Origin of the sequence: Nostoc sp. ChiQUE01b (assembly GCF_034531255.1) — a bacterium.
Lineage (GTDB): Bacteria > Cyanobacteriota > Cyanobacteriia > Cyanobacteriales > Nostocaceae > Nostoc.
The window spans coordinates 35,041-58,733 of sequence record NZ_JAVRBM010000018.1; the positions used below are offsets into that span (position 1 = coordinate 35,041).

The following is a 23,693-nucleotide window of genomic DNA, read 5'->3' on the forward strand; positions in this document are numbered from 1 at the left end:
TATAGATATTTATACTGATTTTGATATGGTTAAGGAACTATTAATAAAAGGGATTTTACTTAAATGAACAAGGGAAAATTCAGCAATCCATTAGGCCAGTCTATAATTATGGGCGCTTTAATGATGTTAACCAGCGTTGGGGTTATTACAATAATGAACTTTTTCTAAGATCAAGATTTCTCATTTTAGCAATAAGACTTCACATAGTCCCGCTCAGTTTTGAGTGGGATTTTTACTTTTTTCATCTAGCTCAATCAGTGTGTATTAATTTTCTGCTGTGACTTTCGGCAGAGAATAATTCTGAAGGCGTGTTATTACGTAGTTTTCCAGTCAGAGAATTTAGAATAAGGATGCGATCGCTATTTCCTTTACCCTAGTACAGCACGGCGTAAATAAGCAGACCATTGAAAAGCTCTTTAGAGCTTATTCCATAAAACTTTTAACTTTTGAATGAGTGATTTTTGACTTCCGCCTTGCGGTACTAATGCCCGACTGGCGCTTTCGCTCCTGCACCGCCTTTACCCAGAAATAGCAACAAAGGTAATGAGCAAATAAACCCTACGCCTACTACTCGAAAGCAATCTGCGTAAGACAAAACCGCAGCTTGAATATCTACTGTTTGACTTAATAAAGCTAATGCTTGTTGTTGAGCCGTTGTCGCATCCATGCCTTGACTTTGGAGTGCCCCGTTGAGGGCATCGAGGCGCTGACTGGTTTCTGGGTCATAAAGACTAAGTTTTGCTAAGAGGATGGCTCGATGAAAAGTTTCTCGTCGGTCAAGCAAAGTGGTAAGTAGAGCAATGCCAATGCTACCACCCAGTTGTCGGGTGAGGTTGTAGAAACCAGAGCCAGCGGAAATATCCTGTTTGGGTAGCGGGCCTAAAACTGCTAAACTCAAAGGGAGAAACATCAATACAGTAAAAGCCCCGCGCCATACCAATGGCCAAAATAAATCATCTATGCCAGTTTGTGGGGTAATTGCTGCTAGTTGAAACATGACTCCAGACGATCCGACAGCGCCCATTGCAATTAAAAATCGGGCATCAATTTTACTAGACAGTTTGCCTAATAAAACCATCACGATCGCAGACGCTAAAGCCCCAGGTGCTAACAATAGTCCTGTCTGGGTTGCCGTAAAGTGCAGCACACTCTGAGCAAATATCGGCACAGCAAATAGTGTACCATAAAGCCCCATACCCACCACTGCCGAGAGAACGCTTCCCGCAGCTAAAGAACGGTGACGCAAAACTCTCAAATCTACGGCAGGGTGATCTGTTTTTACTTCTCGCCAAATAAACAACCCCAATCCGATAATACTAGCGATCGCCAACGTGGTGATGAAACCAGAGGAAAACCAGTCGTCTTTCTCTCCTTCCTCTAACAAAGTTTGCCCTGAGCCAATCGCAATAACCAAAAACCCAATCCCGAACCAATCGACGGCTTGGCTTTGTGTCTTGCTTTTATCTTTGTCTTTGGGCAAAAATACCACTGACATCGCTACTGCAATGATCCCGAAGGGAATATTAACAAAGAAAATCCACCGCCAGCCTAAACCATCTACCAAAAATCCTCCTAAAGTTGGGCCGATGGCTGGGCCAGCAATTACACCTACCCCGAAAACTGCCTGTGCTAAACCCTGTTCAGCAGGTGGAAAAGTCTCGAACAAAATCGCTTGGGCTTTAGCTAACAATCCGCCACCACATAAACCTTGAAGAATTCGAGAAATAACTAGCATCGGCAGATTAAATGCCAAACCGCATAAAACCGAGGCCAGGGTAAAGCCAATCAACGAGAAGATAAAGTAGGTTTTGCGTCCAAAGTAATCTCCCAGCCATGCAGATAAGGGAATTAAAACGACGTTGGCGATCGCATATCCAGTCACCACCCAACCTACTTCACTGACAGTTGCACCCAAACTAGCCTGGATGTCAGTCAGGGCAACGTTAACAATACTAGTATCAATTACCTCTAAGATTGCACCAAGAGAAGCCGTAAAAGCGATCGCCCACTTCAATGGGCCGTGGACATAACCAAATTCGTCAAAACTAGAACCTTTAATGTTAGTAGCCATTATTTAGCACAAATAATATTTGGGAGATGTTAAGCAATGCCAAGGCTTTGCTACGCTTACGCCAAAGCTCAAATTAAGTATTGTATATATACGCTACGGTAGCGTATCATATAAAAATGGTCAAGAGAGTTTTTCCAAAAATGTGGCAGAAATACCTATGCTAAAGATGGATGGTCATTGCTGCTGTTTTAGTGCATGAGAATTGGGTTATAAGGCTTATTTGTTTCTCAGATGGAGCAAATGAACAAGAAGATATTGCTTGGGGATGATATTTTTATGAGTAAGCAAATCAACATCACTTCTGGACGCCCACGCAGCATCCATGCCGACCAAGCTATTTTGCAAGCAACCTTAGACTTGCTTGCAGAGGTAGGATATGAAAGCATGAGTATAGAAGCGATCGCTGCTCGTGCTGGAGTTGGTAAAACAACCATCTATCGGCGTTATACTTCCAAAGAAGAACTCGTTGCAGACGCGATAGAAAGTCTCAGAGATAATTTAGCGATCCCCGATACTGGCAGCTTTTGGGGAGACATGGATATCCTGATTAAGAATGCCGCCAAAAAAATAGATAGTCCCCTTGGTCGTCAGACACTTGCGCTGATCGTTAGTACAGCGTCTAGCAATCCTCAGTTTGCCGAGGTTTACTGGACAAAATATACAAAACTTCGACGTGAAGCCTTTTCTAAAGTACTTGAGCGTGCCAAGTCTAGAGGCGAAATTCACAAGGACGCAGACGTAGACTTAATTATTGACCTTGTAAGCGGTTCACTATATTATGCACTGATCTTCAAACCCACAACCGAGCCAGTAGAAGTATACATGCGCCGTACGATGAATCTTCTTATGAAGGGAGTAGGGAGTGGGGAGTAGGGAGTGGGGGGATGAGGGAGATGAGGGAGATGGGGAGCAGGGAGCAAGGGAGAAGAGTTTCCCCCCCGCCCCCCTGCCCCATTCCCCATTCCCCATTCCCCATTCCCCATTCCCCAATGCCAACTTGTTAGCAAAATAACTTTCCAGTAAAGGTCATAAATGAGATGATGGAGAAATTAGAGAAAAAGGTGAACAATTGTTATTTTTCTCCTTCCGCTTCTGGTTGCAGAATGGCATCACAGTATTGAATGAGGGTTGTCAAGCGATCGCTAATCGTTTGAAGTCTCGTTTGTACAGTAGATGCCTGCCGCGCTCCTTGGAAAAACATCACATCTATTGCCAACAGGCGCAATTGCTTGCTCATCTCCGTTTGATAAGACTGCACTCGCCAGTTTTCATCAGCCAAAGGCACAATCTGTTGCCCGAAAAATTCCTGCAACGTGGCTACACGCTGCCGCAGTTCTGGCGCAACGATTTGGGTAGTTGTGGCATCGGAGCGTAATTGCTCTAACAAAGTTACGAATGCCAGATATTTCTCGCGGTTTAAAGACATCCAGTGCTAGTTAAGATAGTATTAATGTCAAGTAATTTTTCTTCTACAATAAACTTTGTTAAAGACTTATCAGCACTAAAAGCCTCAAATCGTGATTTGGGGCTTTGTTTGCCATCAATGGATTTTCATTTCTTTAACGATTCTTGAAACTCAAACTGGATGACTACCAGACCCTCCTGCGTCGCTCTACGCTACGCTATACCGTTGGAATTCGCTGTCTTCGTCTCTGAAAAAGAAGAGAAGGCTTTACACTGCGCTATTGCAATTGGAGAATCATCCTTACACTACTTTTTCCACATGTCTTTGGGCAACAGCATCTTTTCAGGGCGATGCTGCTAGTTTTATTTATCATTCACTTATCTACCGATCCACTCTAAACCCAATTGTATGAGCAGTCTAGCGATAAATTCATCAGTTGACCTTGCCATTCCCGAATGGTTAAAAAAATGTTTGAAGGAGTCATCGATAAGTAGCGGCGCAGTGGAAGATGACCGAAGGCATAATGATGCCGTCTTAATTGGTCGGGCATTTGAATTTGCTTATCAACTGCATGAAGGTCAATACCGCAAATCGGGAGAACCATACATTGCCCATCCCATTGCTGTGGCTGAATTGCTGCGTGACTTGGGAGGCAGTGCTACTATGATAGCAGCTGGATTTCTCCATGATGTCGTTGAAGATACAGAAGTTACAAGTCAAGATATAGAAGAACGCTTTGGCCCAGAAGTGCGGCAATTGGTCGAAGGTGTCACCAAGCTTTCTAAAATCAATTTCACCAGCAAAACCGAAAGCCAAGCCGAAAACTTCCGGCGGATGTTTTTGGCCATGGCGCAAGATATTCGGGTAATTGTGGTGAAATTGGCAGATCGTTTGCATAATATGCGAACTTTACAATATATGTCAGAAGCCAGCCGCCGCCGCAGTGCCCAGGAAACGCGAGATATATTTGCACCCTTAGCCAATCGCTTAGGAATTTGGCGAATTAAATGGGAACTGGAAGATTTGGCTTTTAAGTATTTGGAACCGGAAGCTTACCGCCAAATGCAAGAGCATGTTTCTGAAAAACGAACGGCGCGAGAAGAGAAATTGGCAAGAGCTACGAATATGTTGCAAGAGCGTTTGCAGCAAGCCGGAATCCACTTTCAAGAGATTAGCGGTCGCCCCAAGCACCTTTATAGCATTTACCAAAAAATGCACCGCCAGCAAAAGGAATTTCATGAAATTTACGATTTGGCAGCGCTGCGAATAATTGTTCAAACTAATGAAGAATGCTATCGGGCGTTGGCGGTGGTTCATGATGCTTTTCGCCCAATTCCTGGGAGATTTAAGGACTACATTGGACTGCCAAAGCCTAACCGTTACCAGTCGTTGCATACTGGGGTGATTGGACTAACTGGCCGTCCTTTGGAGGTGCAAATTCGGACAATCGAAATGCATCATATCGCCGAGTATGGAATTGCCGCCCATTGGAAGTACAAAGAGACAGGAGGTTCTAGCATTAGCCATTTGACAGCGACAGATGACAAGTTTACTTGGCTGCGGCAGCTGCTAGAATGGCAAACCGATCTCAAGGATGCACAAGAATATCTTGATAGCGTCAAAGATAACCTATTTGAAGATGATGTCTATGTCTTCACCCCGAAGGGGGATGTTGTCCCTTTAAGTCCTGGTGCTACGAGTATAGATTTTGCTTATCGCATTCATACAGAAGTGGGAAACCATTGTTCAGGGGCGCGGGTGAATGGGCGAATGGTGCCGCTGTCAACGCGGCTGCAAAATGGCGATATTGTAGAGGTTCTGACTCAAAAGAATTGCCATCCGAGTTTGGATTGGTTGAACTTTGTCAGAACTTCAGCAGCAAAATATCGAATAAAACAATGGTACAAGCGATCGCGCCGGGAAGAAAATGTCGCCCGTGGACGGGAATTGTTAGAAAAGGAACTTGGTAAAACTGGTTTTGAGAGTCTGCTAAAGTCGGATGCAATGGAGACTGTCGCCGAAAAGTGTAATTACCATAGCGTGGAAGATTTACTCGCCGGTTTGGGTTACGGAGAAGTGACGTTGAACCTAGTGCTAAATCGTTGGCGAGAAGTAGCGAAGGGACAACAACCAGTTTCCACTGTGTCGCCATTTATCCCCAAAGAAGCAGCAACAGCAAAAGCTTTGCGAGATGCACCTCCAACTACCTCACGCTCCACAGATTCGCCAATTTTTGGGGTGGAAGGTTTGGTGTATTATTTAGCTGGGTGTTGTACCCCGATTCCTGGCGAACCAATCATTGGTGTGGTGACGCGAGGTAGAGGGATTTCAATTCATCGCCAAGGCTGTAATAATCTGGAAACTGTGGAGTATGAGCGCTTAGTACCAGTTAGATGGAACCCAAGCGCCGAAAATAGTGGTCGTCCGCACACGTACCCAGTAGATGTTCAAATTGAAGCCCTTGACCGTGTTGGGGTGCTAAAGGATATTTTGTCACGGTTAAGCGACCAAGGGATCAACGTCCGTCATGCCCAGGTGAAAACCTCTACTGGTCAACCTGCATTGATCGACTTAGGAATAGATATACGCGATCGCTCTCAACTAGAGCAAGTCTTCGTCCAAATTAAGAAAATGAGCGACATTTTGAATATCCGCCGCGTCGGTCAAATTGACGAGTAGGTGTCTTAAACCAATTCGCAATTCGCTTTTTCGCCCATTCGCAATTCGCTTTTTCCATGTTGTAACGGGGATAAAGACAAGCAGCCCAACGCTTGCGGCTTGATAGAAGCCGGGGATTTAAACCCCTACATTTTGTTAATTGGTGTGGCGTGGCAAGCCTTAAATGTTGCGATAGATTTTAGCTTTGTTTAGCGCTAAAGCGCAACTACGAACATTTTCTATTGCACTATTTTAGTCTTGCCAAACCAGTGTAACGCACCAATTTTAGTTGCGATTTCACTTTAAAGTTTCGCTGAAATCAGTCAGCCGGTCATACCTGGGCGATTGCTTCTAATGGCAAAATTACTGTAAATGTAGACCCTTCTCCTAACCGTGAATCTACTTTAATTTCACCATCCATTAACTGAACCAATCGAGAGACTATTGCTAAACCTAATCCTGTACCATCAGAACTTTGCACTTTTGCAGAAGTTAGTTCCCGAAAATAGGGATTGAAGATTTGTGCTTGAGCATCTAAAGAAATACCAATACCACTATCAGTAACGGAGATAGCCCACTGCTGTTGAGATAACGTCCAGCACTGCAAATGAATTGAACCAGATTCTGTGTAGCGAATTGCGTTACTCAGGAGATTTGTCAGAATTTGCTGAAGCCGAAGAGGATCTGTGATAACTTGACTTGGGGCGCGTTCGCCTTTGGCGTTGGCGAAGCCATCGCATTCAACAATCAAGGATAATTCTTTAGCACGCGCTAGTGGCTCTATTATCTCTAAAACAAAGTTGATTAAACTACGCACATCGGTTAAAGTCGGCTGCAATTTCATCTGTCCGGCATCATAGCGCGAAATTTCCAGAGTATCGTTAATTAACCGCACAAGAAGTCTACCACTCTTGAGAACTCGCTCGATACTTTCAAGATTTGTATAGGTGTCTTTGAGTTCTGATTGCTGACGCTGCTGGCGCAGAAATAAGTCTGCGTAACCGATGATTGAAGTTAGGGGCGTTTTCAGTTCATGAGCCAAATGAGAGATACTATCTTTATTAGCGCTAACCAAACGAGTTAACTCTTGGTTAGTCAACCGCAACTGACTTTGGAGTTGTTTAAGCTCTTGTAATCGTCCTTGAGTATAACTGTTAAAGTAACGAGCGATCGCTTCATCAATTACTGTATCAATCAAGCGAACAGCCCCAGGGTAAGCGCATCTAATTTTGTAGCATAAAATACAGATAATTTTGTACAGCTATAGTTTTACAGAGAGATTTGAGTATCTAGAGATGTTAAGTAGTAGGCTAAGGGAACAAAGCGTCTATCTTAGCTAAACGGATCATTCTCATGGGATCAGGTTTTGGATCTCGAAAAAAAATAGTTAAAAGCTCAAAAAAATTGAATATAGCGAATGCGGATGCACGTAAAGAAAAAATGGCATCGATTTTTAGGGAGATAGAAGACCCGCGTGTAGAGAGAAGCCGTGTCCATGTATTAACAGATATTTTAATCATTGGAATATTATCAGCGATCGCAGGTGGCAAGGGATGGGAGGACATGGAAAATTATGGATTGAGTAAATACGACTGGTTAGAGCAATTTTTAGCTTTACCAGAAGGTATCCCAAGTGCAGATACGTTTCGACGAGTATTTGAACGTATTAACCCAAAAGTATTTGAGCGATGCTTTCTTCTGTTGGGTAGAATCAATAGTTGAAACAGTGGGAGCACAGGTAATTCCCATTGATGGTAAGACCCTCAAAGGCTCCTATGATAGAAGACAGGGTAAATTAGCGTTACCGGAAAGTTAGTGCATGGTCGAGCGAACATCGTCTTGTTTTAGGGCAAGTAAAAGTTGCTGACAAATCGAATGAAATTACAGCAATCCCTGCATTATTGGAATTATTAGACATCGCTGGATGTATTATTACGATTGATGCAATGGGTACGCTCTCCAGCAATTGCATCGCAAATTTTTAATGCGAAAGCGGATTATGTCTTAGCACTTAAAGGTAATCATCCAATACTACACCAGCGCTTACCCTGGTAGACATCGCTTGCTTTAAACATATTATTAAAAGTGCGTAGACGCTTCTTCGGCTTGTCGCTAGACATCGCCCTTACAAAAGTTATAAATATAGTAACTTTGTCAGTAAGAACGTTTAATTAGGATGGTGCGTAGGCGTAGCCCGTCGTAGACATTGGTTCATTCTCTATAGTAATTGCAAGTTCGTCTGTCAGCAGTAATTTTAACGCTGATAAATTTCTAATGGTAAATTATCTGGGTCTTTAAAGAAAGTAAATTTTTTACCTGTAATTTCATCAATTCTGATATTTTCTACCTCTAACCCTTTGGATTTTAAATAAAAAACAGTTTCTTCTATATCATCAACTTGAAAAGCAAGATGTCTTAAACCGCAAGACTCTGGTTTACTAGGCCGTTCTGGAGGATTTGGGAAAGAGAATAGTTCGATTTGAGTATTTTCTGCAACTTTTAAATCTAATTTATAAGAATTTCTGGTGGCGCGAAAAGTTTCTTGAATAATCGAAAAGCCTAAAACTTCTACATAAAATTTTTTTGAGCGATCGTAGTCAGAACAAATAATAGCTACATGATGAATGCCAGTGGTTTTCATTGGAGTTTTGCTTTTTTTAGTGCAATTATTAAGAGAGGTACGCAGGTGGGAACACAACCACATTACACTCTCTTAAGTCGACGTTAAAGCTAAAGGCGGGCTGTCCGGGCCACCCCACAAGATTAGATAATTTATTTGTTGGAAGTCCCAAAGATGGAGCCAATAATCTTAATTAAGTAGAACGGTGTGGAAAAACAAAACTATAGTTAAGAAAAATTAAATAGACTCAAACCCTCTTACCTCCTGCCTCATCCAACGATAAATATTTACGCCGACCTAGTTACCGTTAAGCAAACGCTTAAACTCTGCATTGACGGTTTGGTAACACTCGCAAGTGATATTTTCTAGACCTAAGCGGTCAAGAATAGTTATTTGCCCGCGAGTATAGTTAATTAGCCCCGCCCTCTGAAGAATAGAGGCATTGAGGCTAACAGTGGAGCGATTCACACCTATCATTATGCTGAGAAATTCTTGAGTCAGTGAAAAAGTGTCTGTCTCTACTCGATCGGCAGTCATCAGCAGCCAACGGCACATTCGCTGTTCTATTGAGTGCAGGCGGTTACACGCAGCTGATTGGGCAATTTGATTAAACAGCGCTTGCGTGTATCGTCGTAGTATATTGTACAACGGACTATCTGGGGTGACATGAGTTTTAAATGCATCTACTCTCATCCTTAAGCCAGAGCCAGCAACTTGGATAAAACACTCCGCTGGAACCCTATCGGCTCCCAGGAATACTGGAAGACCCACCATTCCCTCATTGCCCACCGTAGCCACTTCGATTGCCGAACCGTCCATCATCACTGTGAGCAAAGAGGCTACGCCATAGTTGACAAAATAGACGTGCTCAATTGGTTGGTTAGGTGAATAAAGTTCTTGCTTGAACTCTAGAGAGACAACCTCCATATAAGGAGCAAGACGAGAGTATTCCTCAGAGGGTAGGGCAGCTAAAAGTTGGTTTTCCACAAGTGCATAATGCTTGAAATACAGATAGCAAAAGGCTGTTTAAGCCAGTCTTATCTGTATTAAATAAACGGTAGCAATCAAAAACCTCTGACAAAAGATTTATCTTTTGTAAATCTTTTATGTTAGCTAACTCACATATATCACATATAATAATTATATGTGAGTTAGCTAACATAGCAGTCTGACTTGTGAAGCTGCTTTAACAGTAATTAGACGATCGCTACTAAGCCCTAAACATTCCCAAACAAAAAAATGGGGTTACGAAAATCACATCGAATTCTGTCACACTTCCCTAATATTGCTTACAATATAGTGGCGATCGGAGCTTCTGCGGGTGGGCAAAAGCCAATAATCCAAATTTTGTCGGCTTTACCAGCAGATTTTCCAGCGGCGATTATTGTAGTTCAGCACATGAATCCTCTCTACCCTAGTCGTCTGGCAGATATCCTCAGTCGCTACACAGCGTTGCCCGTAGAGCAGGCAAAATCAGGGCAAATAATCCGTCCAGGGACAGTTTACACTTATGTTCAAGATCGGCACTTAGTAGTCGATGGTAACGGTAGTCTGTCTCTATTAGAGTCGCCAAAGATGAACTTTGTTCGTCCCTCAGTGGATAAACTATTCATGTCAGTAGCACTTAATTACGGAATTCGGGGGATTACTGTTGTCCTAAGTGGGTGGGGCAGAGATGGTGCTTTAGGAGTGATAGCAATGAAAAAGTATGGCGGCACGACGATTGCTCAAGATGAAACTACTTCGGAGTATTTCGATATGCCCTCAGCTGCTATTGACACCGGAAAAGTAGATTTTGTTCTGACTCCAGAGATGATTGCCAAGAGCTTGTGCAGCCTGTTAATGACGGAATTAGTAGCATAAGGGGTAATTATATTAATTAAATTAGCGGCTTTTTGCTCTGAATTTTGTGCCATAAAGCGTAGCTCCTTTGCAACAATGACACTAGTTGCTAGTTGTACTTGACCAAGCGAACGCAAGTGATTGGCGACATTTGGCACACCTGACATCAAGAAGGAACAGTGATTAGTATCAAGTAGATACATGATTAAAATTCTAGTTTTCTTGAAGTCTGCTTTGGAAAGTTCTTCTCCAACTTGTAAGCGTGTGGCAGAAGTTTGCAACACTGTCGCCGCCCCTTTATCTCCTATTTGTAAAGCGGTTTTGGCGGCTGTTTGTAGGATCGTGGCTGCATCAATGCGATCGCCTTGTTGCAATTTCACCTTGGCTAACTGAGTTTGGCGATACTTCGCCAAGTTCATCAAGTTTTAGTGTTTTCCGCAAGCAAAATGGCATTCGACTTACTAAATTGGCTTGTTTGCTGCGGAGCTTTTGATTGTTAGCGATCGCTTTATATTGAAATAATCTGGATTTCCGTTACTCGGTGCATTGGTTTAGTTGGCTTTTCAGTGGTGATCAGTTGATCAGCTTTAATTTGCAAAGCAGCCGCCACATGAAGTGCATCCATCGCAGCTAAACCGTAAGTACAGGCAATTTGAGAAGCATCCTGCATAATTTGCTCTAAGTCAGTTGCCCAGTGGATGACAGCACTAAAAAATGTTTCGTAAAATTCTGCTTCGTCTTGTTGCTTGTTAAAAGTTGCTTTAGGCAAGACTTCTAACTGAACGAACCGACTTGAGGCAAACTCCAGATTTTCATCGTTAAGAATTTGATGAGCTACGATGCTAACTGACTGAATGCCACAGAAAGCGGTGATGAGTACACCAGAGTCTATGTAAGTCTTCTTACGACTCACGGAATCCACCACGACGTGCAGCAAGTTCAAGTTCAATTTCTTCTTCGTTGAGAAGTTGCAATCCAGCAGCGATCGCTCGTTGTCGGATTGACCATAATTTTTTGGCTAAGGGTGTTTGTGGCACAAAATCAGATTCGGGGAGTGTTGTTTCTGACTCAGATTTAAGTAGTTCAACAAACTCCAAAACTTTTTGTTGTTTTTGGGGTGTCAGTTCTCGCCAATGTTCAAGTAGTTCAACTTCATTACCCATAAATACTTCGCTATTGAATGATTTTTCTATTTTAGTGGCAGAAGCCTTATTTCCTGTTCCCTGCTAAAAAATTTTGCTTGGAGTACAATCGTCTATCATGAACACAAATTTAACTGAAATTTATATTTAATCAGCAAAAAGGCTTATTGCTTTCTCAAAACTTCATATTCAATAAGCAAAAAGGCATATTGCTTACTCAAAATGAGATTTTACTTTCTCAAACCCCAGTTTGCTTTCTCATTTTGGTGTTTTCCGCAAGCAAAAGCAGCTTTTACTTTCTCAAACCCCAGTTTGCTTTCTCATTTTGGTATTTTCCGCAAGTAAAACAAGCTTTTACTTTCTCAAACTCCAGTTTGCTTTCTCATTTTGGTGTTTTCCGCAAGTAAAACAAGCTTTTACTTTCTCAAACCCCAGTTTGCTTGTTTATTTAAGTAATTTACGTATTTATTTTGGTATATTGTTAAGCCGTTAGCTTCCAATGCCTGCGGCGGGCGTAGCGATCGCTTCATTCAACAAGAATCTTTCAATGGCTGACTGGTAACTCTGCTGCCTCATTGGTTAAATATTAAAGTTCGCCAAGGTTTTGAAGCCATGAACCAAACATTGCAAACTAAGGCTGAACACATTACTCAAACTACGACAGGTGCATATTGGCGAAGTGGTCGAGTAGCAAACGATGGATAAACCGATAACGACCACCGATTTGTTGAATTAAGCGACGTTGTGCTGCACGGTTGAGAAATAGGGCATAGTTCCAAGGTATGTAGCCACTGCACCAAAGTACCAAACGTAGGGAAACGTGCTGTATGCAGGCGAATCCTCCACCGTAGAATAATGTAAGTAAAAAAGTAGTAGCTTGGATAATATTCAAAATTAAAGTATCTTTGCTGTTTCCAATAATTCTTCTGCTAAATTTAGTAGTGTCGTAGTTTTTCCGCCTCCCGGCTGTCCTAAAATTAATAACCTGCTACCGATGTCTTTTCGCTGCAACACTTCCACCATGCGATTAATTTGCTGAGGTGGACTTGTATTCTGGTTTGCAGAGATTGTATACAAGGGTTGCAGTGGGTTTCGTCCGACTCTTTCCGGTTGCTCTTGTTTGTCTAGTTCAATCATCAACGACAAAAGCAGAGAATCTTGCGATCGCTTTTTAACCTTTGTTTCTTCTGCTTCCAGTAGTCGCGGTCTTAACGTCGGGTCAATTTGTTCTGGTGCATCTTCTAGCTGTTGCTGTGCCTGTTGATATGTTCCCCACGCAATTAACAGCGTCACAATAATCACAGCACCAATAATTAATAAATCTTTATGCGGGAAATCTGGAATCGTAGGTAATTGGTTAATTAAATAACCTGTCGCAGCTATCCAGAGGTCATTTTCACTAATGCCAATGGTAGCTAATTTAGTTGTTCTACGTTTACTTTTTTCTTTCGAGCCAAATTGCTTAATAATTTCTGATTTAAAATCACCGTAAATTTCTGTTGTTTCTTTGTCGATTCCATATAGGTTAATTCGTCGCAAAAACGCATTTATTTTGATTAAATTAGCAGCTTTTTGCTCTGAATTTTGTGTCATAAAGCGTAGCTCCCCTGCAACAATGACACTAGTTGCTAGTTGTACTTGACCAAGGGAACGCAAGTGATTGACTAGACTTGGCACACCTTCCATCAAGAAAGAACAGTGATTAGTATCAAGTAGATACATGATTAAAATTCTAGTGGCATACGACTAGAATGAACTAGTTGCAGGCATTCTTTAATGTCCGAACCTGACCAACTTCCCACAAACTCTAATAAATCTTCGGCAGTGGAACCTGTTAAAGTATGCTCTACTATAAGTGGTTGCTCTGGTTGGTTATTTGCAGATATGCTGAATTGTTGATGTTTGGTTTGTAACAAATGAACAAAGTCCAAAATTTCCTGTAATAGCGGTTCGGGTAATTTTTCTAGTTCTTGGGTAATCTGTTCTTTAATTGTCATTTTTACCTCTGTATTTACACAATTGTTCAGCCGGAAATTACTTGAGCAATCTTTTCCATCAATTTAATTATCACTTGCCTATCATCGTCGCTAGGCTGGTATTAAAAAGGCTTAGTGCCTTCCAAGCTTAAAAAACACAATGTTTTGTCACTCTACCTGCGGAATATCGGTTACTATTCCTGTAAAACGGTCTTTGATACAATCCTAGTTTTCTTCAGGTCTGCTTCGGAAAGTTGTTCTCCAGCTTGCAGGCGAGTGGCTGAGGTTTGCAACACTGTCGCCGCCCCTTTATCTCCAATTTGTAAAGCAGTTTTAGCAGCCGTTTGTAGCATTGTAGCTGCACCAGTGCGATCGCCTTGTTGCAATTTCGCCTCGGCTAACTGGGTTTGCCGATACTTCGCTAATGTTAAAATAGACTGTTGTACCTGGGGATTAGCATCTGGTTGATAAGCCCGCACTACATCTGCATAAACTGGCACAAGGGGCGAAAGTAAACCTTCTTCGTTAACCAACGGGTCATCATAACGGATTTGCAGATGAGCGATCGCTTGTTTACCTTCTGGCAATTGTCCCAGATAAATGTTCGCCAAAACTACCCGTTCTAAATCCTGCATCAAATCTCCCAAACGCACAGCAAAGCTACCATCAGCTTCGGCTTCCACTGGTAACTCGATTGTGTCTGGGGCAACTTGGGCAATGGGTTTCAATTCTGCTAGTCTGACATTGGGCACTAGAGATAACAGCAAGTAGGCATTAGTTAGCCCAATAGATTGAATCCGTCCAAACAGTCGGCTAAATTGCTCCACAGCTTGTTCAGGGCGTTCAATATAGGCTAAAGTTCCACCACCAACATCGGCAATTTTTTCTAGCAAATCCTGATTCCAGCTATTGCCAAATCCGAAAGTGTTGATAGTTAGGTTTAGCTTGGCAGCCTTTTGCGCCAGTTTAAGACAGCGTTTGTTATCATCTCGCCCAATATCCCACTTCCAAATCCGCAAACTGCTTTCACCATGTCCATCCGTCAGCAGAAACGCCTGGGAAACAGCGCCTTTTGTACCCTTCATCAGTTCTGTAATTCCCAATTCCAAACCATCAGCGATCGCAGTACCGCCGCTAGCAGTCAGTTTGCTTTTTATTTGAGATTTGATGCTTTCGGGGTCTTCAATCGCTTGGTTGGGGATAATGACTTCCGCAGAACCGGAAAAAGCCACAACTGAGATGCGATCGCCTACTTTCAACCGATCGATTAATCCTTCCACAGCCTGGATCACCGTTTTAATTGGTTGTCCATGCATGGAACCACTTCTATCCAAAATCAAGCAGAGATTAAGGGGCAGATTTTGATCGGACTCACCAGCGATAGCAAAAATCGTTATTGCTAGTTGACGTTGGCTACTTGTTTGAGCCAGATCAACATTATTGTCATTTAACGCCGAGAGCAATTTAACTTTCATCTAAACCTGAGTTTACTGGGGAGGGGTATCTTGCAAAACTGTTTTGGAGACAATTCTGGTTTTCTTGCGATCGCTTTCAGATAAATCTCCACCAGATTGTAGCTGGGTGGCAGAAGTTTGCAACACCGTCGCTGCCCCAGTATCTCCCATTTGCAAGGCAGTTTTAGCAGCCGTTTGTAACATTGTCGCCGCACCAGAGCGATCGCCTTGTTGCAATTTCGTCTCGGCTAACTGGGTTTGGCGATACTTCGCTAATGCTAAAATAGAATGCTGCACCTGGGGATTCGGATCTGCTTGATAATTTTTGACTACATGGGCATAAACTGGGATATTTGGTGTAACTAAACCTACTTTGTTGGCGGCTGGATCGTCGTAGCGGACTTGCACATTCGCGATCGCTTGTTCACCTGTTGGCAATTGTCCCAAATAAATATTAGCTAAGATTACCCGTTCTGCATCTTTCATTAAATCTCCCAACCGTACAGCGAAACGTCCATCAGTTTCTTGTTGCAGTGGTAACTCAATTGTGTCTGGTGAAACTTGAGCCACAGGTTTGAGTTCCGCTAGCCGGACATTGGGCATCAGAGAAAATAAAAGATAAGCATTAGTCAATCCCACTGTTTGAACGCGGCTGAACAGGCGATTAAACTCTTCGGCTGCCTGTTCGGGTTTTTGAATATAAGATAAAGCACCTAAGCCAGCATCGGCAATTTTTTCTAAAACATCTTGGTTCCAGTTGTCACCAAATCCCAAAGTATTTAAAGTTAAATTATAGCTAGCAGCCAATTGGGCGAATTTCAAACAACGATTGTTATCACCGTGTTCATTTTCCCCGTCGGTTAATAAGAAGGCTTGGGAAACAGTATCTTTTTTACCCTTCGCCAACTCCTCAATCCCCAAGCGCAGTCCTTCATCAATCGCAGTTCCACCATCGGCGGTGAGGCGATTGATTTGCTGTTTTATTTTCTCTGGATCTTCGACACTTTGATTAGGTACTAAGACTTTGGCACAGTGATCGAAAACTACCACACTGAGGCGATCGCCAGGATTGAGTCTATCTACCAAACGATTCGCTGCTTTTTTCACCGTTTCTAGCGATCGCCCGTTCATCGAACCACTATGATCGAGAATTAAGCATAAATTCAGAGGTACATGGCGGTCTTGATTTTCTGCGATCGCCGAAATCGAAATTCCCAACTGACGTTGACTGTTCAGTTGATTTGCGTCCAAATTACCATCATTCAAGGCAGGCTGCAAATTAACCTTCATAACTCAAAGTCCTTATACAGGATATACATATTAAAAAATAACTTCAAAGCACCACTTTAGCTCTACGGAAAACTTATCCAACACAAATACACTAATATAATCAGAATATCTTAGAAGCCTAGCATTGGCAGATGCGAAGCCACCTTCAGCATTAGGGAGAAATCCGCACCTTGAGGGAAGCGTGCATCGCGCTAGGATGTATTACAGTTAACGGCATAGTTTCAGGCGATCAGTTGCTATGGACATTTCCCCAATTAAGGCTGTTCAAGCCCCATATTACGGCGATAACTTTTACCGGACACCACCGCCAGATTTGCCTTCCCTCTTATTGAAGGAGCGAATTGTTTATATTGGGATGCCACTGGTACCTGCTGTCACGGAATTAATCGTAGCCGAATTGCTGTTTTTGCAATCCGACGACCCCGAAAAACCAATTAAAATCTATATCAACTCCACCGGCACTTCCGGTTACAGTGGCGAACCCATTGGCTTTGAAACCGAAGCCTTCGCCATCTATGACACCATGAGATATATCAAGCCTCCGATCCACACCATCTGCGTCGGTTCCGCGATGGGTATGTCAGCGATGCTACTCAGCGCTGGTACAAAAGGTTGCCGCGCTAGTTTGCCTCACTCCTCGATTATCCTGCATCAGCCTAAGAGCTACGCCCAAGGTCAAGCAACGGATATTCAAATTCGCGCTAGGGAAGTTTTGGTAAATAAAGGGGCATTAGTTGATATCTTACATAACACCACTGGACAGCCCCCAGAAAAAATTACTAAAGACATGGATCGGCTGTTATATCTAACACCCTATGAGGCAAAGGAATACGGGCTGATTGATCGAGTTTTTGAGAAAGAAGAACTCGCGAATCCCCCACTCCCTGCCAGTGTCCTTTAATTTGTCTTTTATCATTCGTCTTTTGTCCTTTGTTAATAACCAAAAATTATTAATGACCAATGACTAATGACTAATGACCAATGACCAATGACTAATGACTAATTAAAAACGGAGTAAATTATGCCTATAGGCGTTCCTAAAGTTCCTTACCGGATGCCCGGAGGACAATATACAGATTGGATTAGCATCTACGATCGCCTCTACCGGGAACGGATTATATTCTTGGGACGAGATATTGATGATGAAATTGCCAATCAAATTATCGCTGTAATGCTGTATCTGGACTCAGACGATCCAGGTAAAGATATTTATTTATACATCAATTCTCCTGGTGGAATGGTTACATCTGGCATGGCTATTTTTGACACCATGCAACATATTAAATCAGATGTAGTGACTATTTGCGTGGGTTTAGCTGCTTCAATGGGGTCTTTCCTGCTGGCAGCTGGCACCAAAGGCAAACGGTTAGCATTGCCTCACTCACGGATTATGATTCACCAGCCTTCAGGTGGCACCCGTGGACAAGCAACCGATATCGAAATTGAAGCTAGAGAGATTCTGCGGATTCGTCACCAGCTCAATGGGATATATGCCGATAAAACAGGTCAGACCATAGAAAAGATTGAAAAAGATATGGATCGTGACTTTTTCATGTCTGCCGAAGAGGCAAAACAATACGGTTTAATTGACCGTGTGATTGAAGAACGAACCTCGGTAATAACAGGGGAGTAGGGAGTAGGGAGTAGGGGGGATGAGGAAGCAGGGGGAGCAGGGGGAGCAGGGGGATGAGGGAGATGAGGAAGTAGGGGAAGCAGGGGAAGAATTATAACTCCTAACTCCTAAGTCCCCACTCCCCATTACCCCTTATCCCCTTCAGGGGCCCCACCTTCCCCACTCCCCACTCCCCTTCTTTAAACAAACTGTCAACATTGAACTTTAAAATAGAAAATTAGCCTTTATCATTAATAGTCCGGGCTTGAAGCTGATATTGACAGATAATAGCCAATAGCTAAATATTCGATAGCTGATAGCTCAAGATGGATCTTGGAGATTGCTACCGTTTACTAGGTTTAAGATCGGGAGCTTCTTTTGCTGACATCAAAACGTCTTACCGACGACTGGCGCAGCAATATCATCCCGATATCAACCCAGATGACAACAAAGCCAAAGATAAGTTTATTGCCTTAACAGAGGCTTACAAACTCCTGCTGACGGTAGTATTACCAGAGGAAATTGGCGCACATTCAAGTCAGGTGTCAACGTCTGGACGTGACGACGCTAAGGCAACGCAGCGGCAGAAAACACCAGTCACAACGGTGACAAGCCAAGAATCAGGGAAACCAAAGCCGCCGAATCTATTGGAAATAGAAGAACGGCTGAAGTGGAAGACTTATGAACAATTGCAGCGATTTTTGCAAGAAAGACGATTTCCGCAAGCGATCGCCCTGGCGGAAGCTTTAGCAGATCGTTTATCAACAGATGCAGAAGTCCGTCAATGGCTAGCGATCGCCTATCAAATTTGGGGACGGGCGCTAATTTCCGAAAAACAACTACTCAAAGCCAGAATTTATCTCAAAAAAGCCTTGAAAACAGACCCACATAATAAAAGTCTCTGGTATGAAGTCCAGCGTGATTTCCAGCGCTTGGAGCAAATTTTTTAAAGATTTACAAAATTTATTGAAAACCAAAATTTCGTTTCCAGGTTCTAAAAAAGAAATGGTCTTCATTGGGCTGCTACCACTGAGACGGGAGGCGGGAGCCTCTCAAAGAGCATTCCCAGTCTGAGACTGGGAACGAGGTACAAATTACGAATTACGAATTACCGCCATCCACGTAGCACTGCTCCCAAGGTAGCGATTCCCTCGACAATCTTCTTAGTTGGTTGAAAGCTAAAAGCTAACCTGATGGCGTCATCTCCCTGTCCATTGGCGTAGCAGCGAGTTCCTGGCAGAAAACTGATGCCTTGTTCATTGGCAGCAGTTAGGAGTGCTTTGGCACTAATGTCTGGCGGCAATTTACACCAAACGAAAAAGCCACCACCTGGGCGCAAAGCAACTACATCACTGGGAAACTCTTGAGCGATCGCTTCTAACAACAAATTACACTTATGCTTGTACCAGGCGATTAGCTCCTGAATATGATAATCTAGTTTGCCTGTAGCACAGTAGCGGCCAACCACATGGCTGACAAATGGCCCCACAGGGCCTTCACTTTTGAACATTGCCAACCGCTCAATAATTGCTGGATTGCCACAAGCCCAGCCTAGCCTGATACCAGGCGCAATGATTTTCGAGAAAGTATTCACGTATAATACCCACCCCTCCGGGTCTAGGCTTGCCAAGGATGGCATAACTTCGCCTTGGAAGCGCAAATCGCTGTAGGCATCGTCTTCTACCACCAACACGCCATACTCAGCCGCTAACGCTACCAGTTTTTGGCGGCGAGATAACGGCATAGTAGCGCCTGTGGGATTATGAAAAGTGGGTATGGTGTAAATAAATCGGGGTCGAATGCCCCGTTTCTTCAACTCGCTCAAAGTTTCTTCTAGGGCATCCACATCCATTCCCATCTCATCAACAGGAATAGTAATTAGGCGTGCGCCAGCCTGGACAAATCTACTAACTACTCCCAAGAAGGTTGGCCCTTCCACAATTACAACATCACCAGGTTCAACAAATACATCTGGTAGCAAACCCAAAATCTGACTGGAACCGTAGCCAACAATCACGCGATCGCGATCGGCAGGGATTCCTTGAGCTTGCAAGCGGAGGATTATTTGTTCATAAAGTTGGGCTGAAGGGGGCCCGTAATTAAGAGCGATCGGAGCTTCTTCTGCTAGTACAGCCGCACTTGCAGCAGCCAAGTCAGCGTGGGGAAAGAGAATTGGGTCAGCTAAACCATAGGCAAAGCTGACAGTGATGATTTTGGTTAACTCTGTACCATAGGTTGGTGGTGTGATATTTCTAGCTCGTTCTGCAAATAAATCAGTAATTTGGTAAGCAGGGGTAGTGGGAGCCATAAGCAATTAAAAATTGGGAATTAGAATACAGAACACACAAGAAGGCGATTAGCTAAAAGTCAAACAGATGTATTCTTTCTTATAACATCATGACAAGTATCGTAAATATTGACTGATAGAACAGAATTACTATCTATAGTGAAATTAATTAACTTTAGGTGGCAGCAGCTAATTCTAAGCTTAGGCTGCTTACTACTGATTATTGCCTGTCAGAGTTTATATCCCAATAACCCAGACGCTAAATCTCTCAAAGTGGCCACAGACCCCACCTTTGTCCCTTTTGAAATCCAAACAGCTAGCGGTAACTTGGAAGGCTTTGATATTGATTTGATGAATGCGATCGCTAAAGTAGCAGGTTTTGCAGTCCAGTTTGAAAGTCTGCCCTTTGATGGCATGATCTCGACCTTGCAAGCCAAAAGAGTTGATGCAGCAATTAGTGGAATCACAATTACCGCAGAACGCCTGAAAACAATTGCTTTTTCACGACCTTATTTTAAAGCCGGACTTGCGATCGCAGTCCGCGAGGACAATCAAAATATTAAAAACTTCAATAGTCTCAAAGGCAAAAAAATTGCTGTCCAAATAGGTTCTACTGGGGCAGATTTTGCCAAAACCATCCCCAACGCCAAAATTAATACTTTTAATTCTGGGCCAGAATTTTTCCAAGACTTACTTAATGGCAACGTTGATGCTGTGATTAGCGATGCTTTTGCGACTTTGTATGCGATTAAAAATGGCAAACTCAAAGGCATCAGAGTTGTTGCAGATTTGCTCACTGAAGAATACTACGGGATTGCTATGCCCAAGAATTCCCCCCATTTGGATGCAATTAACAAAGGTATAGCGACTTTGTTATCCAATAGCAATTACAAGCAAATTTATCAAAAATGGTTTGACGCTGAACCTCCACAATTGCCAGACTCTTGAAATTGGGTACTGGGGATTGGGTATTGGGGACTGGGGGTTGGATAGTAGAAAAATTATTTTACAGTCCCCAGTCCCTAGTTCCCACTCCCCAGTCCCTAGTTTCCAGTCCCCAGTCCTTATGCCCCACTCCCCATTTATAAGGAATTAGCTGCCAATATATGAAATATTTATCTAAGATGCGTCACAATTAATACTGCCACCAAAATTCATTGATAAACTACAATCTACTGTAGTCAGGGACAGCCAATTGTGGCACCTTGGATCTTAGTGGCTAGAAGCACCTGGGAACGAACGGGAATAAAGGAACTTCCACTATGCTGATTTGCCCTCAGTGTAAATTTGAAAACCCCAATAGCAATAAATTCTGTCAAAACTGTGGCACGTCCCTGACTCATAAGGTCTGTCCTGAATGCAGTACCGATGATGTACCTGTGAATGCACTACGTTGTCATAACTGTGACACAGAATGTGGAACAGTGTTTTGGGCAATTATTGCTCAAGAAACGACTGGGGAAGCTTTGAAAGTAGAAGGGGATGTGGGAGATGTGGGAGGTGAGGGAGATGAGCAAGCAATACCCTCCTCATCTCCTATATCACCTAGTTCTCAAATTACATTAGGCTCCTATTTAGACTCCCAAGAGCGCTATCAATTGTTAGATACGCCACTTGCCCAAACGGAAACTGCCATTATTACTGATGTGGGTGTGAAAGTTCTAGACTGCCAGCCGTATGAAATATCACCCATTGAGGCAATACTAGCAAGGCAAGAATCAGATTTGCTAACGCCATCAGTGGAAGCGAGTGAGATTCCTCGCCTTGCTAAACTTTATATTGCTTTACAATCCCAAGGTGAGCGAGGGATACCGCCGATTCACGATGCATGGCAGCAAGGTGATATACAGGTATTAATAATCGAAAACCGCTCGGATTGGCAGCATTTACTCGACCTGTGGCAAGAAGAAACAACCAGTTCGTTAAAAATTTTACACTGGTGTTATGAAATGACCCAACTTTGGGCAGTATTGGAACCAGTAAATTGTCGTCAAAGCCTTTTAGATTTGTCGAATTTGCGATTGGATGAAGACCAAACGTTGGCGCTACAAAGGTTGTATGTAGAATCATCGAATTCTCAGCCCGCCACGGAGTCGCCAGAAGATGCTCAAAGCCAAGGATCTACCATACCAGAGGAGCCATTAACTATCCAAGCTTTGGGACGGGTTTGGCAAGCACTATTTAGACAGTCTCAAAGAACTCAATTTGGCTCCGTAGTCCAGATGTTGGGGGATTTAGAAGTAGGTAAGATTGAGACAATCGCCCAATTGCGATCGCGTTTGGAGGAAATCTCTGTTGAAATAGAAGCACTAGTAAGCGCAACTTTGCCCCCAATAAAGGAGAAAAATACTGCTGTGTCCACTATCCCGCAATCAGATGAGTTAGAAGATATCATTAGCAAAACTGATGATATGCCAACTGTTGTGCTGGCGATGCAGTTAAGTAGCTTAGAAGATGCAGGACGCACAGATGTGGGGCGTCAACGTCATCATAACGAAGACAACTTTGGTATTGAAACCAAAATTCAGAAACTGGAGTTCCCCAAAAGTCGAGTTTTGGAAGGGCATGGTTTGTATATTCTCTGTGATGGTATGGGTGGACACGCTGGCGGCGAGATAGCCAGCGAGTTGGCAGTCAACACCCTACGGCAATACTTTCAACAACACTGGATTGGCAACCAGCTGCCAACAGAAGATAACATTCGTGAGGCAGTGTATTTAGCTAATGAGGCGATTTACAAGCTTAATCAACAAGATGCTCGTTCTGGAGTTGGGCGTATGGGTACAACTTTAGTAATGCTTTTAATTCAAGATACTCAAGCAGCAGTCGCTCATGTGGGAGATAGCCGTCTCTATCGCCTGACGCGTAAGCAGGGACTAGAACAAGTCACAGTAGATCACGAAGTTGGGCAACGGGAGATTAACCGAGGAGTGGAAGCAAGCATAGCTTACGCCCGCCCAGATGCTTATCAACTTACCCAAGCCTTGGGGCCTCGTGATGAAAACTCGATTAATCCCGACGTCGGCTTTTTCGACATCAATGAAGATACTCTTCTGCTGTTGGCATCGGATGGTCTATCAGATAATGATTTACTAGAAACCCATTGGCAGACTCACTTAGAACCCTTACTTAGTTCTGGTGTTAACTTAGAACGGGGCGTTACAGAATTAATTGATTTGGCAAATCAACACAACGGTCACGACAATATTACTGGTATACTTATTCGGGCAAAAGTACGCCCAAATCTGGAAAGTTAAAAATTAGTGGGGAGTGGGGAGTGGGGAATGGGGAATGGGAAATAATTTTGCTACTCCCTACTCCCTACTCCCTACTCCC

General features: G+C 43.2%; 21 protein-coding genes and 2 pseudogenes. 9 read left to right on the forward strand and 14 right to left on the reverse strand.

All coding sequences use genetic code 11. The features are described from left to right. Positions 1 to 481: 481 nt before the first annotated feature. The gene (locus tag RMY63_RS14370; RefSeq protein WP_322729351.1) at positions 482 to 2,071 is read right to left on the reverse strand and encodes a DHA2 family efflux MFS transporter permease subunit; all 1,590 of its coding nucleotides are present in this window, start codon (positions 2,069 to 2,071) and stop codon (positions 482 to 484) included. A 276-nt stretch (positions 2,072 to 2,347) separates the two neighbouring features. Here RMY63_RS14370 and RMY63_RS14375 point away from each other — a divergent pair, with 276 nt between their 5' ends. Next, a complete protein-coding gene (locus RMY63_RS14375) occupies positions 2,348 to 2,944 on the forward strand; it encodes a TetR/AcrR family transcriptional regulator (protein WP_322729352.1) in 597 nt (198 codons plus the stop codon). Between the two features lie 199 nt (positions 2,945 to 3,143). Here RMY63_RS14375 and patD read toward each other — a convergent pair whose 3' ends face one another. Beyond that, positions 3,144 to 3,497 (reverse strand): heterocyst frequency control protein PatD, encoded by a 354-nt coding sequence (patD, locus tag RMY63_RS14380; RefSeq protein WP_322729353.1) that lies wholly within the window; start codon positions 3,495 to 3,497, stop codon positions 3,144 to 3,146. 387 nt (positions 3,498 to 3,884) lie between these two features. Here patD and RMY63_RS14385 point away from each other — a divergent pair, with 387 nt between their 5' ends. Next, on the forward strand, positions 3,885 to 6,155 hold the full coding sequence (locus RMY63_RS14385) for a bifunctional (p)ppGpp synthetase/guanosine-3',5'-bis(diphosphate) 3'-pyrophosphohydrolase (protein ID WP_322729354.1): 2,271 nt from the start codon (positions 3,885 to 3,887) through the stop codon (positions 6,153 to 6,155). Positions 6,156 to 6,465: 310 nt separating this feature from the next. On the opposite strand, the gene RMY63_RS14390 is transcribed toward RMY63_RS14385, so the two are convergent. Beyond that, complete coding sequence (locus RMY63_RS14390; RefSeq protein WP_322729355.1) at positions 6,466 to 7,332, reverse strand: HAMP domain-containing sensor histidine kinase; 867 nt, start codon at positions 7,330 to 7,332, stop codon at positions 6,466 to 6,468. Between the two features lie 212 nt (positions 7,333 to 7,544). On the opposite strand from RMY63_RS14390, the pseudogene RMY63_RS14395 reads away from it, so the two are divergent. Next, positions 7,545 to 8,180: pseudogene (locus RMY63_RS14395) on the forward strand (ISAs1 family transposase); the annotation flags it as partial. Between the two features lie 208 nt (positions 8,181 to 8,388). Here RMY63_RS14395 and RMY63_RS14400 read toward each other — a convergent pair. Then, a complete protein-coding gene (locus tag RMY63_RS14400; RefSeq protein WP_322729356.1) occupies positions 8,389 to 8,775 on the reverse strand; it encodes a VOC family protein in 387 nt (128 codons plus the stop codon). A 276-nt stretch (positions 8,776 to 9,051) separates the two neighbouring features. Then, on the reverse strand, positions 9,052 to 9,741 hold the full coding sequence (locus tag RMY63_RS14405) for a Crp/Fnr family transcriptional regulator (RefSeq protein WP_322729357.1): 690 nt from the start codon (positions 9,739 to 9,741) through the stop codon (positions 9,052 to 9,054). A gap of 252 nt (positions 9,742 to 9,993) precedes the next feature. On the opposite strand from RMY63_RS14405, the gene RMY63_RS14410 reads away from it, so the two are divergent. Next, entirely contained in the window at positions 9,994 to 10,617 is a 624-nt protein-coding gene (locus RMY63_RS14410; protein WP_322729358.1) for a chemotaxis protein CheB, read from the forward strand. Between the two features lie 185 nt (positions 10,618 to 10,802). Here the strand turns inward: RMY63_RS14410 and RMY63_RS14415 are convergent. The 8 genes and pseudogenes from RMY63_RS14415 to RMY63_RS14450 all read right to left on the reverse strand — a co-directional run. Then, positions 10,803 to 11,021 (reverse strand): annotated as a pseudogene (locus tag RMY63_RS14415) (hypothetical protein); the annotation flags it as partial. An 83-nt stretch (positions 11,022 to 11,104) separates the two neighbouring features. After that, positions 11,105 to 11,509 (reverse strand): type II toxin-antitoxin system VapC family toxin, encoded by a 405-nt coding sequence (locus RMY63_RS14420; RefSeq protein WP_322729359.1) that lies wholly within the window; start codon positions 11,507 to 11,509, stop codon positions 11,105 to 11,107. Next, a complete protein-coding gene (locus RMY63_RS14425) occupies positions 11,499 to 11,759 on the reverse strand; it encodes a hypothetical protein (RefSeq protein WP_322729360.1) in 261 nt (86 codons plus the stop codon). The genes RMY63_RS14420 and RMY63_RS14425 overlap by 11 nt, the downstream gene beginning before the upstream one ends. Positions 11,760 to 12,393: 634 nt before the next feature. Beyond that, a complete protein-coding gene (locus RMY63_RS14430; protein WP_322729361.1) occupies positions 12,394 to 12,630 on the reverse strand; it encodes a hypothetical protein in 237 nt (78 codons plus the stop codon). 2 nt (positions 12,631 to 12,632) lie between these two features. After that, on the reverse strand, positions 12,633 to 13,460 hold the full coding sequence (locus tag RMY63_RS14435) for a type II toxin-antitoxin system VapC family toxin (RefSeq protein ID WP_322729362.1): 828 nt from the start codon (positions 13,458 to 13,460) through the stop codon (positions 12,633 to 12,635). A gap of 2 nt (positions 13,461 to 13,462) precedes the next feature. Next, positions 13,463 to 13,735, reverse strand: a complete 273-nt coding sequence (locus RMY63_RS14440) for a DUF2281 domain-containing protein (protein ID WP_322729363.1) — start codon at positions 13,733 to 13,735, stop codon at positions 13,463 to 13,465. 173 nt (positions 13,736 to 13,908) lie between these two features. Beyond that, positions 13,909 to 15,189 carry a VWA domain-containing protein gene (locus RMY63_RS14445; RefSeq protein WP_322729364.1) on the reverse strand — a complete coding sequence of 427 codons (1,281 nt, stop codon included), beginning with the start codon at positions 15,187 to 15,189 and terminating at the stop codon, positions 13,909 to 13,911. Between the two features lie 12 nt (positions 15,190 to 15,201). After that, entirely contained in the window at positions 15,202 to 16,458 is a 1,257-nt protein-coding gene (locus RMY63_RS14450; protein WP_322729365.1) for a VWA domain-containing protein, read from the reverse strand. Between the two features lie 238 nt (positions 16,459 to 16,696). Here RMY63_RS14450 and RMY63_RS14455 point away from each other — a divergent pair, with 238 nt between their 5' ends. From RMY63_RS14455 to RMY63_RS14465, 3 genes are all read left to right on the forward strand, one after another. Continuing rightward, positions 16,697 to 17,359, forward strand: a complete 663-nt coding sequence (locus tag RMY63_RS14455) for an ATP-dependent Clp protease proteolytic subunit (protein ID WP_322729366.1) — start codon at positions 16,697 to 16,699, stop codon at positions 17,357 to 17,359. Between the two features lie 120 nt (positions 17,360 to 17,479). After that, complete coding sequence (locus tag RMY63_RS14460; RefSeq protein ID WP_109008536.1) at positions 17,480 to 18,091, forward strand: ATP-dependent Clp protease proteolytic subunit; 612 nt, start codon at positions 17,480 to 17,482, stop codon at positions 18,089 to 18,091. Between the two features lie 305 nt (positions 18,092 to 18,396). Further along, positions 18,397 to 19,020: a J domain-containing protein gene (locus RMY63_RS14465; protein WP_322729367.1), complete on the forward strand. Its 624-nt coding sequence runs from the start codon at positions 18,397 to 18,399 to the stop codon at positions 19,018 to 19,020. A 158-nt stretch (positions 19,021 to 19,178) separates the two neighbouring features. On the opposite strand, the gene RMY63_RS14470 is transcribed toward RMY63_RS14465, so the two are convergent. Continuing rightward, complete coding sequence (locus tag RMY63_RS14470) at positions 19,179 to 20,378, reverse strand: PLP-dependent aminotransferase family protein (protein WP_322729368.1); 1,200 nt, start codon at positions 20,376 to 20,378, stop codon at positions 19,179 to 19,181. A gap of 138 nt (positions 20,379 to 20,516) precedes the next feature. Here RMY63_RS14470 and RMY63_RS14475 point away from each other — a divergent pair, with 138 nt between their 5' ends. Both RMY63_RS14475 and RMY63_RS14480 read left to right on the forward strand, forming a co-directional pair. Beyond that, entirely contained in the window at positions 20,517 to 21,305 is a 789-nt protein-coding gene (locus RMY63_RS14475) for a basic amino acid ABC transporter substrate-binding protein (protein WP_322729369.1), read from the forward strand. Between the two features lie 314 nt (positions 21,306 to 21,619). Then, complete coding sequence (locus tag RMY63_RS14480) at positions 21,620 to 23,614, forward strand: serine/threonine phosphatase (RefSeq protein WP_322729370.1); 1,995 nt, start codon at positions 21,620 to 21,622, stop codon at positions 23,612 to 23,614. Positions 23,615 to 23,693: the final 79 nt, after the last annotated feature.